The organism is Amycolatopsis sp. NPDC051758 (assembly GCF_044453095.1).
GTDB lineage: Bacteria > Actinomycetota > Actinomycetes > Mycobacteriales > Pseudonocardiaceae > Amycolatopsis.
In genome coordinates this window covers 1-15,422 of the sequence record NZ_JBITCJ010000018.1, presented here as the reverse complement: position 1 = coordinate 15,422, position 15,422 = coordinate 1, and the positions used below count along the sequence as shown (strand labels likewise).

Below are 15,422 nucleotides of genomic sequence, written 5' to 3'. Positions count from 1 at the left end.
TATGCCTACCGCTGGGGGAAGTCATGAGATTCAATACCCTGGGCACCTTCGAGGTGACCCATGAAGACCGCGTGCTCACACCTACCGCGCCGAAGCAGCGCAGCGTCCTGGCGCTGCTCGTCCTCTGCCACGGCGGTTTGGTGCCGGTGACCTCGCTGATCGAGGAGATCTGGCCGGAGAACCCGCCGGCGAGCGCGCTGACCACGTTGCAGACCTACATCTACCAGCTGCGCAAGCTGTTCTGCGCCGCGGGCAACAGCCACGACGGTGTGCTCGTCACCAAGCCGCTCGGCTACCTGGCCCGGATCGCCCCGGGCAGCGTCGACTCCGACGAGTTCGACCAGCTGGCCGGCGACGCCAAGCACGCGCTGGAGGCGGCGGACCCGCTGCGCGCTTCGCAGCTGCTCCACCGGGCGACCGCGCTGTGGCGGGGTGACGCCTTGTGCGACGTCCAGCGTGGACCGCTGCTCGACGCACACGCCGCGAAGCTCAACGAGGCCTGGCTGCAGGCGCTGGCCATGCGGGTCGAGGCCGACCTGCAGATCGGCCGGCACCACGAGCTGGTCGGCGAGCTGCGCGGGCTGATCGCGAAGTACCCGCTGCACGAGGACCTGTACGCGAAGCTGATGCTCGCGCTCTACCGCTGCGACCGGCGGTCGCAGGCCCTGCAGGTCTACCACGAGGTCCGGCGCTGCCTCGACGACGAACTGGGCATCGACCCTTCGCCGACGCTGCAGCAGCTGCACCAGAACGTCCTCTCGGACTCTCCTTCGCTGCGCCGGGTGGCGCCGGCGGTGCGCGCGGGGACCGTGGCGGCGCCGGCGCCGAACATCGTCCAGGCGCAGCTGCCCGCGGACCTGTCGGACTTCACCGGCCGGGCCGCCGAGCTGGCCGAGCTGGACCGGCTCCTCACCCCCGAGGGTGCGGCCGGCCGGACGTTCGCGGTGACCGGGATGACCGGGGTGGGCAAGACGGTGCTGGCGGTGCGGGCCGCACACGCGGCGCGGTCGCGGTTCCCGGACGGCCAGCTGTTCGCCGAGTTCGACCGGTTCACCGAGCCGGTGGACGTGCTCGGCGGGTTCCTCACCGATCTGGGCGTCCGCGCGGCGGACCTGCCCGAAGGCGAGGCCGAGCGGGCCAAGCTCTTCCGCACCAGGACCGCCGGCGGCTGCGGGCTGATCCTGCTCGACGGCGTCTCGTCGGCCGCGCAGATCCGGCCGCTGCTGCCCGGTGGCCGCTGGGTGGTGCTGGCCACCGGACGGCGGCTCACCGGCTCGCTGCCGGGCGTGGTGCCGATGCTGCTGGAGCCGATGTCCACCGACGACGGTGTCGCGCTCATGTCCAAAGTGGTCACTTCGCGGAACATCCTCCACGAGCGCGGGACGGTGGCCGCCGTGGTCCACCGCTGCGGCGGTCTCCCGGTGGCGCTGCGCGCGCTGGGCGAGCGCCTGTCGGTCAACCGGCACTGGCCGGTGACCAAGCTGGCGGCCCGCGTCACCGACCACGACGGCCTGCGCCCGGAGCTGCAGGCCGCGGGGGTCGACCTGGACGGGCCGTTCCGCGAGGACCTCGCCGACCTCGAGCCCCGGGATCGGCAGGTGCTGACCCGCCTGTGCGAGTCCGGACTGGACTGCTTCACGGCGAAGAACGCGGTCGCGGTCGTCGAGGTGAGCGAGCGCGAGGCCGAGGACGCCCTCGACCGGCTCGTGGCGGCGAACATGCTGCGGGTCCGGGTGCAGGCCGACGGCCCGGAGTTCCACTACTCCCTGCCGCCGCTGTTCCTGGACTTCTTCGACCGGGCGGACCGGCCGTCGAGCCTGCTCCAGGTGGTCACCGCCATCCCGCGCGAAGCGGAGGCCGGGATCGCTGTTCCCGGCTGAACCGGTCACTCGAGCCCGGTGGGGTGGTCCTCGTCGAGGACCACCCCACCGGGCTCAGCGGGTCAGGAACTCCAGCTGCCGCACCAAAGCCGCCGGCGCCGGACGTGAGCGGTTCTCCGCAGCGACATCGGCCGCCCGCCGCGCGTACCCCGCATCACCAAGCACCTCGAGGGCGGCCGAAGCGACCGCCTCCGGCGTGAGCTCCGCCGCCGGGAGCAGGACACCCGCACCCGCGGCCGCCACCCGGCCCGCGTGGGTCAGCTGGTCACCCTTGAACGGGACCACCACCTGCGGCACCCCGCACGCCGCCGCGGTGAGTGCCGTGCCCGCGCCGCCCTGGTGCACGACCAGCGCGCAGCTGGGCAGGATCGTGTGCAGCGGGACCGATTCCAGCACCCGGACGCCGGCGGGCAGCTCGCCCAGCAGGGCCCGCTGGCCGCGCGCGACCGCGACGATCACCTCGACGTCGCAGCGCAGGAGCCCCGTCAGCGCCACCCGGACCGGGTCCAGGTTGCCCGTGGTGCCCCCGAACGAGGCGCCCCAGGTGAGGCAGACGCGGGGCCGGCCGGCCGGGCCGGCGAGTCCGGGGATCAGCGCCGAGCCGTTGTAGGGGATGGTTTGCACCGGCCACGCCGCCGGCGGGGTCTCGAGCTGCAGGGCCGCCGGGCAGGGATCGATCGTCACCGTGCCCGCCGGATCCGGCTCGCCGAGACCCCAGTCGTCCCACAGCGGGGCCAGCAACGGCCACTCCACCGTGCGCTCGGCGTAGGTGTGGTCCACCCCGTAGAGCACCCGCGCCGACGGGATGCCCGCCACCGCGGCCGCGACCGGGCCCGCGTACTCGCGCGGGTCGAACAGCACGACGTCCGCCCAGTCACGGGCGGCCGCCACGAGCGCGGCGGCCCAGCCCTGCGCGGTCAGCCGGAACATCCGCATCGTCCGCGCGGTGCGGTCGCCCGCTCGCGGGTCGAACCCTTCCCACGCCACCGTTCCGTCGACGTCCTCGCCGAGCGGCAGGACCGGGAGCCCGGTGCGGCGCGCGGCGGCCGCGAACGACGGCGCCGCCGCCACCCGTACCTCGTGCCCGGCGGTCCGCAGCGCCCAGGCGAGCGGCACCATCGGGTAGAGGTGGGAGACGGCGGGATAACTGGTCACCAGTATTCGCATGTGTACTCCGGATCAGAAGGGGCCGGTCACGACGCGTCGAGGACCTCCACCGCGCCGGTCGTCCCGTCCACGGTGACCAGCTGGCCGTCGTGCAGGACCTCGGTCGCGTTGCCGGTCGCGACCACCGCCGGGATGCCGTGCTCGCGCGCGAGGATCGACGGGTGCGAGAGCAGCCCGCCGGTGTCGGTGATCAGCGCGCCGATGCCGCCGAACAGCACCGACCACTGGGGTGTGGTTTCCGGGCACACCAGCACGTCCCCCGGCCGCAGCTTCGCGAACTCGCGTTCGCTGATCACCACGCGGACAACGCCGGTGTAGCGGCCCGCCGACGCCGCCGTCCCGCGCAGCAGCCGGTCCCCCGCCGCCGCCCGGTGCCCGGCGCCCAGCTCGGACACCGAGTCGATCCACAGCATCGGCTCCAGCACCGCACGATCGGCCGGGGCCAGCTCGGCCAGTACCGGCTCGCGGTCGGGGCCACCTTGGTATTCGCCGTAGGTCTGCGGGCCGAGGTGGGCCTGCGACCACGCCTGCTGTCCCGCGCGCAGCCGCACCAGGTCCTGCTGCGCCGCGCCGGCCGTGAAGGCGGCGCGCACTTCGTCCAAGGTGAGCAGGAAGACGTCGTCGACGTCGGCGAGCCACCCGCTCGAAACCATGCGGGCAGCCAGTTCCCGGAGCGCGTACCGGACCTGCGCCCAGGCGACGTGCGCCTCGAAACCGGTGTCGTCACGCAGCGGGAACGCACGCTGCGCGCGGACCAGCGCGCGGTCGAACCGGGTGAGATCCACTCCGGACAACCGCGCGCGAGCCGCCGCGACGGTCTCCTCGCGCTCGGCGATCGCCGCCGCCGACGCGGCCGCCGGGTCGGAGCCCACGTCGAGCTGGTCCGCGATCAGGCTCAGCACCAGCCGCGGCTGCTCCGCCAGCGAGGGCTCGGCGAGGTCCGCGCCGAGACAGCGCTGGCCGTACTCGACGAGGTAGGTCTGGAACGCTTCGGCGAATTCACCGGCCGGCTCCTGGAGCACGCCGGGGTCGCGCGCGGCGAGGCGGGCCAGGCGGGCCAGCTCGCGCGCGGGCTCGGCCGCTTTGCCCGGGAGCCCGGTCAGCATCGGGAGGATCCCCGTGGCGTCCCAGCCGAGCAGGTCCCGGCAGACGACGCCCAGCTCGCCCCAGACCATGCTGGACACCCCGCCGACGAGGAAGTGCAGCCGCTGCGCCTCGTACGCCAGCTCGACCCGCCGGTCCAGCTCCGCGACCAGCCCGGGCCCGGACAGCTCACCGAGGACCACCGACCGGACTTCGGCCACGGCGGCGCGCAGGCCCGGGAGCCACTCGGCGTACCACCGGTCGACGATCTCGCCGTGCTTGTCGGCGCGCCCGGCCTCGACCACCTTCCGGGCTCGCGCGCGCACGGCGTCCACCGAGGCCAGCGGCACGATCCGCACGTAGGACCAGCCGCCGAGGTTCAGCACCTCGACCCGCTCGCCGAACGCGTAGGTGAACAGGTTCGCGCTGGTCCGGTTGACCGCGCGGATCAGGGTCGAGGTGTTCATCGGCGACAGCGGTTTGAGCGTGTAGCCGCCGCGGAGCCAGAACCCCGGCGGCACCTCGAACTCCACCGGGACCGGCACCGGGCCCGCCGCGGGCAGCGCCGTGATCGGGCGCGCCTGCAGCAGGACCACGTCGTCGGTCCACGCCCATTCGATGTCCTGGGGCGAGCCGGCTTCCGCCTCGACCCGCCGCGTCAAGCCGGCGACGTGGGCGACCTGCTCCGCGCTCAGCACGTGGTGCGGGCCGCGGACCAGGACGGGCGCGTCCGTGACCGCCCATTCGTCCGGCGCGACGCGGCCGGAGACCAGCTGGTCGCCGAGCCCCGGCACGGCGTCGACGCGGACCGTGTCGCGGGCGCCGGTGACCGGATCGGCGCTGAACGCCACCCCGGCGGCGACGGCCGGGACCAGGGGCTGGACCAGCACGGCCAGCCCCGGCCGGTCGGCGCGGCCCCGGTACTCGCGCAGCCGGGCCCCGTCGGCCGAGTCCCAGCAGGTGCGCACGGCCGCGACGAGGTCGTCGAACCCCGTCACTCCGAGCACGGTCTCGTACTGCCCGGCGTGGGACCGATCGTCCCCGTCCTCGGCGACGCCCGAGGACCGCACCGCCAGCGGAACGTCACCGAAGTGGTCGGCCATGGACCGCAGCGCGGCCAGCACCCCGGCCGAGAACTCACCCGCCTCGAACGCGGCGACGGTGAGCACCAGCCCCGGCGGCACCGGGAAACCGGCCTGCCGCAGCTCGGCCAGCCGGGCGGCCTTCCGCCCGGCCTCGGCCACCTCGAGGCCCGGCTCGTCCAGCGACCGGACGAGCGCGGGCTGGGTGAGCGTCACGCGGAGCCTCCCGGAGTGTCGATGAGAACCGCCGCGTCGGCATCACCCGAACCAGCCGCAACCACGGCCTCGTACGCCTGCGCCGCCGCGGTCAGCACCGGCGTGCCAACACCCGCTTCGGCCGCCGCCCCGGTGCCCAGCCTCAAATCCTTGGCCATCAGCGCGGACCGGAACGCCGCCGGCTCGTACTGACGCGACCGCATCAGGTCCGCCCGGAACGACAGCACCTTCGAGCTGAAGCCGCTGGCGCCGATCGCCGTCAGCAGCCGGTCGCGGTCGAGCCCGGCCGCCACGCCGTAGTTCACGGCCTCGGCCAGCGCCGCGACCTGGCCGCCCAGCAGGAGGTTGAACACCAGCTTCGTGGTGGCGGCGTTGCCGACCGGGCCGAGGTACGAAACCTCCCGGCCGATCGCCTCCAGCACGTCGCCGGCCGACTCGACCGCCGGCCGGGCTCCGGCGGCGAGCACCCGCAGCTGCCCGGCCGCGGCCTGCGCCGGGTTGCCCAGCACACACGCCTCGATCCGGGTGACGCCCGCTTCCGCGAGCCGGGCGGTCAACGACCGGGAGTACTCCGCCGAAACCGTCGACGTGTCGACGACGACCAGTCCGGCCCGGAGCGCGGGCCCGGCGGCGGCCAGCACCGCGTCCACCGCCGGCTCGTCGGCGAGGCTCAGCAGCACGCGGTCGGCGCCGGCCACCGCGCCCTCGGCCGAATCGGCGAGCTCGGCGCCGCGGTCGAGCAGCGGCGCCGCCTTGGCGGCCGTGCGGTTGTGCACCAGCACCCGGTACCCGTGGTCGAGCAGGCTCGTCGCCATGCCCGAGCCCATCACGCCGAGGCCGACCACGGCGATCGTCTTGGTGTCCATGCCTCAGCTCACGGCGAACGCGGCGGGCGGCACGGAGATCTGCGAGATGCACCGCATCAAGCTCTTGGCGAAGTGCTGCCGGAAGCCTTCGGGGGTCTCGGTGTTGCGCTCCGAAGCGAGGTACGGCTTCAGCTGCTCCTCGACCAGGTGCACGCCCTCCTGGCGGGCCATGTGCTTGCCGATCTGGGCGAAGTCGCCTTCGTAGTGGATGAAGCGGACCAGCTGCGCGTCGCGGATGAACACGGCGGTGCCGAGGAGCCGGCCGACCTCGGCGCCGCTCTCGTCGCGCATGATCGGCGAGTCCGCCCGCTTGAAGTTCGCGAAGATCCCGGCGATCTCGTCTTCGAAGCCGGGTTTGATGTCGTAGGTGATGGCCGCGTAGGGCATGGCAAAGCCTTCCTGGGTTACATTCCGCCGTCGACGGCGAGCAGCGCGCCGGTGACGTAGGTCGACAGGTCACTCGCGAGGAACAGCACCGCGCCGGCGACCTCTTCCGGGGTGCCCAGCCGGCCGAGCGCGGTCATCCGCTTGACCCGCTGGGCGACCGGCGGCGGGAGCTCGTCGCCGGTGTTGATCACGCCCGGCGCGATCGTGTTGACCCTGATCCCGCCGAACTCCTTGCACAGCGACCGGGTCAGGCCGACCACGCCCGCCTTCGCCGCGGTGTAGTGCGCCGTGCCCGCCATCCCGCGGAAGGCTGCCGAGGCACCCACGTTGATGACGCTCGCACCCTCGGCCAGCAGCGGCACACACGCCTGCGTGACCAGGAACATCGACGTCAGGTCGGTGTCGATCAGCCGGGTCCACTCGGCCAGGTCCAGCTCGGCCAGCGGGGTGTGCCCGTGCACCCCCGCGTTGTTCACCAGCACGTCCAGCCCGCCCAGCTCGGTCCGGCAGGTCTCCGCGAGGCGCGCCACTTCGGCCGCGTCGGTCACGTCCGCGTGCACGACGCTGCCGCCGAGCTCGGCCAGCTCCTTCCGCAGCGACTCCGAAGCTTCGTTCTCCTCCCGGTTCACCGCGACGACGGTCGCGCCGGCCGTGGCCAGCGCGAGCGAGACCGCCCGGCCGATCCCGCGGGTCCCGCCCGTGACGAGCGCCCGCTTGCCCTTGAATCCCAGCTCCACGAATTGCCTCCTATCCGGTCGCGACCACGGCGATCGCGTTGACCAGCAGTGCGGCGATCGCGAGACCGGTCCGCAGCAGGTTCCAGTTGCGCCACCGCGGGCGCGGGTCGTCCCAAGTGGACGGAACGGTGTCGAGTGACTTGACCAGCCGGTTGATCGGCACGTTCGCCAGGTGGGAAACCGCGGACACCCCCAGCAGCAGCACCGCCGCCAGTCCGAAGGGGACGGACGACCGGACGACCGCCAGCACGGCGTCGGCCACCACGGTCCCCAGCACGGTCAGCGGCATCACCGGGTCGTAGTTCTTCCCGATCAGCCGGTGTGCCGCCACGTACTGCGCGGGCTCCATCCCGAGGAACGCGGGCACCACGCTGAGCGCCACGCAGAACAGCACACCGGCCGCGATCCCGCTGCCCGCCAGCACGAGCACGTCGAGTACGGCGACCACAATGGACTCCTAGTAGTTGGCCACGACCTGGTAGAGACCGAACGGGCTGCCCCGCGAGGCGTCCTGGTAGGGCCGCAGCGGCGACGTCGTTCCGCGGTGGTCCGGCCCGGTCTCCCACTTCCGGAAGGCGTCCAGGTCGGCCCACTCGCTCATCACGACGAACGAGCGGGCCTCGCCCAGCGACTGCATCAGCTCGTTGCCGAGCAGTCCCGGCGTGCCGGACAGCTCCGCGCTGATGCGGTGGTACGCCTCGGTGACGCCGTCGGTGTCGCTCTCCGGCGCCGCCGCGTAGATCAGCACACGGACCCGGCTCACGCGGGGGCCCCGGCGCCGACCAGGTTGTGCACCACCCGCATCGTCTGCATGGAGCCCTTGCTGCGGTACGGGTGCAGCTTGCCGCGGTGCACCAGGTGCTCCTCGCTGCGCTCGTACTCGCGGAACAGCTCCTCGTTGACCCAGTCGCTGACGATGTAGTAGACGCCCTCCTCGTCGTCGCCGCGGGAGAGCCACTGGCCGAGGTTGGCGCGCTGACCGGTGATCGTGCCGGCGCTCTCGTACCAGACCTTCTCGAACTCCTCACCCTTGCCGGGCAGGACCTCCATCCGCAGCATGACGCGGAAGACTTCGGTGCCGGACATCGTGTTCTCCTTCAGATTCCGCCGTCGACGTGGACGGTTTCGCCGGTGATGTAGGACGACAGGTCGCTGGCCAGGAACAGCACCGCGTTGGCGATCTCCTCGGGGCTGCCGAGCCGGCCGATCGCGGTGAGCTGGTGGTAGCGCTGCCGGATCTCGTCGGGCAGCGGGCGTTCCGGCGTCTCGATCACGCCGGGCGCCACCACGTTGACCCGGATCCGGCGCCCGCCCAGCTCCTTGGCCAGCGAGCGCGCGAGCCCGATCAGCGCCGACTTCGACGCCGTGTAGTGCGCCCGCAGCGGGATCCCGACGGTCGCCACCCGGGAGCCGATCAGCACGATGGACGCGCCGTCGGACAGCATCGGCAGCGCCTTCGAGATCAGCAGGTAGGCCGCGGTCAGGTTGGTGTCGAGGACGCGCTTCCACTCCTCGAGCGGCAGCTCGCCGAACGGGATGTGGCTGATCGCCCCGGCGTTGCTGACCAGCACGTCGAGCCCGCCCAGCCGCGTCCGGCACTCCTCCAGGAGCGTTTCGACCTGGTCGGGCCGGGTGACGTCGGCGAGCACGACGTGGTGTTCCCCGCCGATTTCCTTGAGTTCGCGGGCCATCCGGTCGGCGGCCTCCTCGTCCGACCGGCCGCAGGTGACGAGGCTGGCGCCGGCGCCGGCGAACGCGTGGGAGAGGCCGCGGCCGATCCCCCCGGTTCCGCCGGTGACCAGCACCCGCTTGCCGTCGAGCTTGATGCTCATGTCTCTCCTTCGAAGTTCAGTACAGGACGGCGACACCGTCGACGAGCAGCGCGCCCGCCATCAGCACCGTGCGGGTGGTGTTCCACGCCTTCCAGCGCGCCCGCGGGTCCCGGCTGGGCCAGTCCGCGGGTTCGTCCGCCGGATCGAGCTTCAGCACGAACCGGTTGATCGGCACGGCCTTGGCGACCGACACCCCGATCACCGACGCGACGAGCACCGCGGCGACCACGAACCAGGCGCCCGACGGCGCGGTGACCGCGGCGACCACGTTCGCCAGCAGCGCGACCGCGTTGATGATCGGCATCGCCGGGTCGTACCGCGGCTGCAGGTACTGCACCATCTCGACGTAACGCCGGTAGGACAGCACCTGCATCATCGGCGCGAGCCCGACCGTGGTGCAGAACATGTCGCCCGCGGCGATCCCGCCGCAGACCAGCGCCAGCAGCGCGGCGATCTGGTAGGTCATGAGCTCAGACCGGGACTTCCGCGTCGCGCGCGGCCTGTTCGAGGATCTTCTTGATCCTCGCCTGCTGCCGCACGCTGTTCCCGTTGATCCGGGCGGCCATCGCGGTGTCGTCGACCGGGGCGCCGGGCTTCATCTCGAAGTCCTGCACCCAGCGCAGCCGCACGCCGCCGGCGACCTCGGTGTACTCCCAGAACAGGCTCATGTACTTGAACGGGCCGGTCTCGACGCGGTGCGACAGCGTGGTGCGGGCCGCCTCGTCGAGGCGGCGTTCGGACACCCACGCCCACACCTTGCCGTTCTCGTCCGGGTGCAGGGCGAGCCGGAAGGTGATCCGGTCGTCCCGGCGGTCGAGCACCGTGGCCTCGCCGTACTCGTCGAACAGCTCGGTCCACGACTCGACGTCGTTGGTGCGCTGCCAGACCAGCTCCATCGGCGCCTCGATGAACACGCTGTTGTCCGTGTGCGCGGCCATGTCAGGCGATCCCGACGGGGTTGTTGATGTAGCCCAGCAGCTGCCGCAGCGTCATCGACTCGGCCGTGACGTCCTCCGGGATCTCGCGCCCGGAGCGTTGCTGCAGGCGGGCCGAAATCTCGAGCACCGCCAGCGAGTCGTAGCCGAGGTCGGCCATCTCGACGTCGAGGATGTCGCCGTCCAGGTCGACGGACTCGTCGGTTCCGCAGGTGCGCAGGACCTGTTTGAGATCTTCGAGCGTGAGCACGTTCTCCTCCTTCGGTGGGTCTGGGTCAGCGAGTGAGCACGAGTGCGGAGTTGAAGCCGCCGAAACCGCGTGCCAGCACGAGTGCGGTCCGCACCTCCGCGGGCCGGGGCTCCTGGACCAGGTCGAGGTCGTAGGCGGGTTCGGTGACACCGACGGTCGGCGGCAGCACACCGTCGCGCATGGCCAGCAGCACACACGCGACGTCGAGCGGGGCGCCACCGGCGGCGAGCCGCCCGGTCATCGTCTTCGGCACCGTGACCGGCACCCCGCGGGCGCCGAACACCCCGGCCAGCGCCGCGGCTTCCTCGGCGTCACCCGCCGGTGTGCCCGCGCCGTCGGCGAACACGACGTCCACATCGGACGGCCGCAGGCCCGCGTCCCGCAGTGCGCCGGTGATCGCCCGGAGCAACCCGCCGGGCCGGCCGGAGCCGGGCCGGGGATCGAACGTCGCCGCGTACCCCGCGACCCGTCCGTGCACTTCGGACACTCCGCGCGCCCGGGCGGCGCTCTCGTCCTCCAGCACCAGGATCGCGCCGCCCTCACCCGGCACGTGGCCGGACGCCCGCACGTCGAAGGGCAGGTACGCACCGCGGGTGAACCGCTCGCTGCTGCCCTGGCACACCAGCGCGTACGGCGACAGCGCCGCTTCGGTGCCGCCGGTGACCACGGCCTTGGTGCCGGTGCGCAGCATCCGCCGGCTCTGCGCGAGCGCGTCCAGCCCGCCCGCCTGCTCGGCGACGACGACCCCGCAGGGACCGCGCATCCCGTGCCGGATGGACAGCTGCCCGGTGGTCGCCGCGTAGAACCACGCGATCGACTGGTACACCGACACGTATTCCGGTCCGGCGCTCCACAGCTGCTCGATCTCGCGCTGGCCGAACTCGTTGCCACCGGAGGAGCTGGCGGTGATCACGGCGAAGTCGTAGTCGTCGAAGTCCCGCTCGCCGCCGGGGCCGATGCCCGCGTTCCGCAGCGCCTCCTCGGTCGCGGTCATCGCGAGCCGGGTCCAGCGGTCGGTCTGCACGGTGATCCGGTTCGGCAGGGAATCCGCCTCGTCGGGCACCGCGCCGACGTGCGAGACCGGGTAACCTTCGGCGTCGAACCGGGTCACCGGCGCGAGCCCGCTCTTCCCGGCCAGCACGTTCGACCAGAAGTCCTCAACACCGACGCCGTTGGGTGCGACCACGCCGATCCCGGTGATCACCGGGGCCGCCTCCGCCGTCGTCATACCGGCTCCCGGGTCAGGACCACGGCCGTCTGGAACCCGCCGAAGCCGCTGCCGACGCTGAGCACGGTGTCCAGCCCGGTCTCCCGGGCGACGTTCGGCACGTAGTCGAGGTCGCACTCCGGGTCGCGGTGGTGCAGGTTCGCCGTCGGCGGCACGACCTGGTGCTCCAGCGCCAGCGCGCAGGCCGCGACCTCCAGCGAGCCGATCGCGCCGAGCGAGTGCCCGACCATCGACTTGATGGAGCTGACCGGCACCCGGTAGGCGTGCTCACCCAGGCTGCGCTTGACGGCGGCGGTCTCGTGCCGGTCGTTCTGCTTGGTGCCCGAACCGTGGGCGTTGACGTAGCCGACGCGGTCGCCGGGCAGGCCGGCCCGGCCGAGGGCGACGGTGATGGCCTCGGCCAGCTCGCGGCCGTCCGGCTTCAGCCCCGTCATGTGGTAGGCGTTGGCCCGGGTCGCGAAGCCGGAGACCGCGCAGTAGACGTGCGCGCCGCGCCGCCGGGCGCTCTCGGCTTCTTCGACGACGAAGACCGCGGCGCCCTCGCCGAGCACGAACCCGTTGCGGGTGCGGTCGAACGGCCGGGACGCGTGCGCGGCGTCGTCGTTGTCGGGCGACGTGGCTTTGATCGCGTCGAAGCAGGCGACGGTGATCGGCGAGATCGGCGCGTCCGTGGCGCCCGCGAGCATCACGTCGGCCTCGCCGGACTCGATGAGCCCGGCGGCGTGGCCGATCGCGTCGAGACCGGAGGTGCAGCCGGTGGAGATGGTGGCGACCGGGCCCTGCGCACCGCAGCGCCAGGCGACTTCGGCCGCGAAGCTGCTCGGGACGAGGTACTCGTACAACTGCGGGGCGGCCTTGGCGGGGTCGACGACCCAGTCGCGGGCGCCCGCGGAGACGGTGAGGTACTCGTTCTCCAGCCCGATGGTGGCGCCGACGGCGCTGCCGATCGCGACACCGAGCCGGTACGGGTCGAGCGCGCCGGGGTCCAGGCCGCTGTCGACCACGGCTTCGTCCGTGCAGACGAGCGCGAACTGCGCCGCGCGGTCGAGCCGCACGGACTCCTCGGCGGTCAGGCCGTTGAGCTCACCTTCGAAGTCGCACTCGGCGGCGATGCGCGAGCGGAAGCGGGACGCGTCGAACCTCGAGATCGGCCGGGTCGCGGTGCGGCCTTCGGTGAGCAGCGTCCAGAAGGCCTTGGTGCCGACACCGCCCGGGGCGACCACGCCGATGCCGGTGATGACCGCGGTCCTCGTCACGGTGCCCCCACGGACGGCTGCGCCTCGGCCGGCGCCGGCAGCTCCTCGGTGTCGACGTGGCCGAGGTCCGGGCGCGGCGCCAGCGGGCACAGGTGGAACACCGCCTCGGCGAGCTCCCCGGTGTGGTTCTCCACCCGGTGCCGCGCGTTCTTCGGCACGACAAGGCCTTCACCCTCGTAGAGGACGTAGGGCGCGCCGTCGACGCGGGCGGTCAGCTCGCCGCGCGTGACGTAGAGGAACTCCTCGGAGTACGGGTGGTAGTGCTCCGAGACGAACTCCCCCGGCTGCAGGGTCAGCACGCCGAGGAAGCCGGTCGTGGCGCCGGCGGTCTTGGGTCCGAGGACGACGCGCAGCTCGCCACCGCGGCGGCGGTTGGGCTCGGCGTCGGCGTAGGAGGCGATCTTCAGCTCCCCCATCAGACGGCCCGCCAGCTGTAGAAGCGGTGGGCCATCGCGTCGGCCGGGCCGCGCCAGGTCTGCGGGTCGTACGGGGTGATGAACTCGTCGAGCTTCGTGTTGATGTCGGTCCACAAGGGACTCTTGCGGGCCTCGGCGAGCCCCTCGGCCAGCGGCCGCTCGGCTTCGATGAGGTGGAAGTACAAGCCGTTGTAGGAGAACAGCGACCGCGCCGTCACACCCACGGTCGCCGGGAGCTGCCCGGCGTCGGACTCGCCGAATATCCCGGCCACCGATTCCGCCGAATCCGGATTCATGCGTGCCACGATGAGAGTGCGTTCCACCCGTGCCGCCCTTCCCTGAAGCGAGATCCCGATGTTTTCGCGGGCAGGACGATGTTCGGCGACCGCATTCGAGAACGGTTCGAAAACGGGTCGCACTTTGTCCGGCCGCGCTTTCGCTCCCCGATCGGACCACGCGGAATTCGCGGCGGCGCTCAGCCCGCGCGGGCCGGTTCGCCCCGCATCGTGGCGAGCACGCGGCGCAGCCAGTCCAGCTCGGCGTGCCCGACCGCGCACAGGTAATCCAGCTCCATCACGCGCTTGTACTCCAGGTGCGGGCCGGCGGCGGCCAGCTGGGCGGCGTACTCGGCGAGCCGGCCCTCGAGCCGGATCCGCCGCTCCCGCAGCGCCTCGATCTGCAGGTCGCCGTCCAGGTTCCCGAGCAGCGACAACGCCGCGCCGAAGGCCGGGATCTCCTCCGGCGTGGTGACCAGGCGCGTGAGCTGCGTGACCATCTCCTCACCGCCGTCGGGGGTGATGCGGTACACCGTCCGCTCCGGGCGGCGGCCCTCCCGGGTCGTCTCGACCGGCTCGATCAGCCCGTCGGCCTGGAGCCGCTCGATGGCCCGGTAGATGCTGCGCGGCAACCCGGGGATGATGTTGTCCTTGTGCCGCTGGCGGACCAGCCGCAGCATCTCGTACGGGTGCCGGTCGCCCTCGTTGAGAAAACACAGCACGGTCAATGCGGCGAAATCCCGGGGGCGGCTCATGACACTTCCTTCCGACGTATTTCGTTCCGCACTATTTCTCCGTCCATGTTTTCAGATCACCGGAAGTCGAGCAATGCAAGAAGCGGGGGGTGCCCCGGGGGGTCGGGCGGGGGCGGGTGGGAAAAAAACCGGGCCCCCCCGGCCCCCCCCGCCCCCTTCCGCGTTCGCGACGGGTTCAGCCGCGGATCACCAGGCCGTCGCGCAGCCGCTCCAGTGCGGCGTCGGGCAGGCGCAGCCCGTCGCGCACGTAGCCGTCGAGGCCGCCCCAGCGTTCGTCCATGGCGTCGAGCGCCACGTCTAGGTAGCGGGGGCGGACCTCGATGATCGCCGCGGCGACGGCGGGGTCGCCGCCACCGTCCAGGAACTTCGCCACGTGCGGGGCGAAGGCGGCCCGTACGGAGGGATTGACCGCGAGGAAGTCCGACCGCACCGTCGCCCGGGGCGCTCCCAGGAGCATGAGCAGGACGGCTGCCGCCCAGCCGGTACGGTCCTTGCCCGCCGTGCAGTGGAAGAGCACCGGGCGCGCGCCGGGGTCGGCGGCCGTCTCCAGGAAGGCCCGGTAGGCGGCTGCGGCGCCCGGCGAGAGGACCATCTTCCGGTAGGTCTCGGCGAACAGTTCCTCGGCCCTGCCGCCCCCCAGCGCCCGTTCCGCCTCGACCGGGTCGGCGAGCAGGGACCGCAGCCGGGCGGGCGCCACGCCCGGGTGGCCGCCCAGTACGTCGGCGACGAAGAGCCTGGCCCGGTCCGGCAGCCGGTCCGGGGCCCACTGGCGCTCATCGGCGGTGCGCAGATCCACGACGGTGCGGATGCCGAGCGCGGACACCGCCCGGTCGCTCTCCGGGTCCAGCTCGCTCAGCTGACCCGAGCGGAACAGGACGCCCTGCCGCACCCGGCGGTCACGGCCCAGGGCGATGCCGCCCAGGTCGCGCAGATTGACAACGGTGGCGGCCGGAACGGTCCGGGCGGTCTGCACGATGAACTGCCTCTTTCCCTGATGAATTCCAGGAATTCCACATATCAGGATCAACGTCGCGTGCGGTAAGGAAAACACCACCGG

General features: G+C 72.5%; 19 protein-coding genes. 1 reads left to right on the top strand and 18 read right to left on the bottom strand.

What is annotated here, in order from left to right:
* Positions 1-23: 23 nt before the first annotated feature.
* Entirely contained in the window at positions 24-1,880 is a 1,857-nt protein-coding gene (locus ACIA5G_RS48940) for a BTAD domain-containing putative transcriptional regulator (protein WP_395936525.1), read from the top strand.
* Between the two features lie 54 nt (positions 1,881-1,934).
* Here the strand turns inward: ACIA5G_RS48940 and ACIA5G_RS48935 are convergent, their stop codons facing one another.
* From ACIA5G_RS48935 to ACIA5G_RS48850, 18 genes are all read right to left on the bottom strand, one after another.
* Positions 1,935-3,047 (bottom strand): nucleotide disphospho-sugar-binding domain-containing protein, encoded by a 1,113-nt coding sequence (locus tag ACIA5G_RS48935; RefSeq protein ID WP_395936523.1) that lies wholly within the window; start codon positions 3,045-3,047, stop codon positions 1,935-1,937.
* A gap of 26 nt (positions 3,048-3,073) precedes the next feature.
* The gene (locus ACIA5G_RS48930; protein ID WP_395936521.1) at positions 3,074-5,428 is read right to left on the bottom strand and encodes a PEP/pyruvate-binding domain-containing protein; all 2,355 of its coding nucleotides are present in this window, start codon (positions 5,426-5,428) and stop codon (positions 3,074-3,076) included.
* Entirely contained in the window at positions 5,425-6,294 is an 870-nt protein-coding gene (locus ACIA5G_RS48925; protein WP_395936519.1) for an NAD(P)-dependent oxidoreductase, read from the bottom strand. Before ACIA5G_RS48925 ends, ACIA5G_RS48930 begins: the two co-directional genes overlap by 4 nt.
* Before the next feature lie 3 nt (positions 6,295-6,297).
* Entirely contained in the window at positions 6,298-6,681 is a 384-nt protein-coding gene (locus ACIA5G_RS48920) for a SchA/CurD-like domain-containing protein (RefSeq protein WP_395936517.1), read from the bottom strand.
* A gap of 17 nt (positions 6,682-6,698) precedes the next feature.
* Complete coding sequence (locus tag ACIA5G_RS48915) at positions 6,699-7,418, bottom strand: SDR family NAD(P)-dependent oxidoreductase (protein WP_395936515.1); 720 nt, start codon at positions 7,416-7,418, stop codon at positions 6,699-6,701.
* A gap of 10 nt (positions 7,419-7,428) precedes the next feature.
* Positions 7,429-7,866 carry an anthrone oxygenase family protein gene (locus ACIA5G_RS48910; RefSeq protein ID WP_395936513.1) on the bottom strand — a complete coding sequence of 146 codons (438 nt, stop codon included), beginning with the start codon at positions 7,864-7,866 and terminating at the stop codon, positions 7,429-7,431.
* A gap of 9 nt (positions 7,867-7,875) precedes the next feature.
* Positions 7,876-8,181, bottom strand: coding sequence for an antibiotic biosynthesis monooxygenase family protein (locus ACIA5G_RS48905; RefSeq protein ID WP_395936511.1), 306 nt, complete (start codon positions 8,179-8,181; stop codon positions 7,876-7,878).
* A complete protein-coding gene (locus ACIA5G_RS48900; RefSeq protein WP_395936509.1) occupies positions 8,178-8,504 on the bottom strand; it encodes an antibiotic biosynthesis monooxygenase family protein in 327 nt (108 codons plus the stop codon). Before ACIA5G_RS48900 ends, ACIA5G_RS48905 begins: the two co-directional genes overlap by 4 nt.
* 11 nt (positions 8,505-8,515) lie before the next feature.
* Positions 8,516-9,250, bottom strand: a complete 735-nt coding sequence (locus ACIA5G_RS48895) for an SDR family NAD(P)-dependent oxidoreductase (protein WP_395936507.1) — start codon at positions 9,248-9,250, stop codon at positions 8,516-8,518.
* A gap of 16 nt (positions 9,251-9,266) precedes the next feature.
* Complete coding sequence (locus ACIA5G_RS48890) at positions 9,267-9,716, bottom strand: anthrone oxygenase family protein (RefSeq protein ID WP_395936505.1); 450 nt, start codon at positions 9,714-9,716, stop codon at positions 9,267-9,269.
* 4 nt (positions 9,717-9,720) lie between these two features.
* Positions 9,721-10,188 carry an SRPBCC family protein gene (locus ACIA5G_RS48885; protein WP_395936503.1) on the bottom strand — a complete coding sequence of 156 codons (468 nt, stop codon included), beginning with the start codon at positions 10,186-10,188 and terminating at the stop codon, positions 9,721-9,723.
* Position 10,189: 1 nt separating this feature from the next.
* Positions 10,190-10,435 carry an acyl carrier protein gene (locus ACIA5G_RS48880; RefSeq protein WP_395936501.1) on the bottom strand — a complete coding sequence of 82 codons (246 nt, stop codon included), beginning with the start codon at positions 10,433-10,435 and terminating at the stop codon, positions 10,190-10,192.
* A 25-nt stretch (positions 10,436-10,460) separates the two neighbouring features.
* Positions 10,461-11,663 carry a ketosynthase chain-length factor gene (locus ACIA5G_RS48875; RefSeq protein ID WP_395936499.1) on the bottom strand — a complete coding sequence of 401 codons (1,203 nt, stop codon included), beginning with the start codon at positions 11,661-11,663 and terminating at the stop codon, positions 10,461-10,463.
* Positions 11,660-12,919 (bottom strand): beta-ketoacyl-[acyl-carrier-protein] synthase family protein, encoded by a 1,260-nt coding sequence (locus ACIA5G_RS48870; protein WP_395936497.1) that lies wholly within the window; start codon positions 12,917-12,919, stop codon positions 11,660-11,662. The genes ACIA5G_RS48875 and ACIA5G_RS48870 overlap by 4 nt, the downstream gene beginning before the upstream one ends.
* On the bottom strand, positions 12,916-13,335 hold the full coding sequence (locus tag ACIA5G_RS48865; protein ID WP_395936495.1) for a cupin domain-containing protein: 420 nt from the start codon (positions 13,333-13,335) through the stop codon (positions 12,916-12,918). Before ACIA5G_RS48865 ends, ACIA5G_RS48870 begins: the two co-directional genes overlap by 4 nt.
* Positions 13,335-13,631, bottom strand: coding sequence for a TcmI family type II polyketide cyclase (locus ACIA5G_RS48860; protein ID WP_395936493.1), 297 nt, complete (start codon positions 13,629-13,631; stop codon positions 13,335-13,337). The genes ACIA5G_RS48865 and ACIA5G_RS48860 overlap by 1 nt, the downstream gene beginning before the upstream one ends.
* Positions 13,632-13,810: 179 nt before the next feature.
* The gene (locus ACIA5G_RS48855) at positions 13,811-14,365 is read right to left on the bottom strand and encodes a PadR family transcriptional regulator (protein WP_395936491.1); all 555 of its coding nucleotides are present in this window, start codon (positions 14,363-14,365) and stop codon (positions 13,811-13,813) included.
* A 175-nt stretch (positions 14,366-14,540) separates the two neighbouring features.
* Entirely contained in the window at positions 14,541-15,338 is a 798-nt protein-coding gene (locus ACIA5G_RS48850) for a tyrosine-protein phosphatase (protein ID WP_327330669.1), read from the bottom strand.
* Between the last annotated feature and the right edge of the window lie 84 nt (positions 15,339-15,422).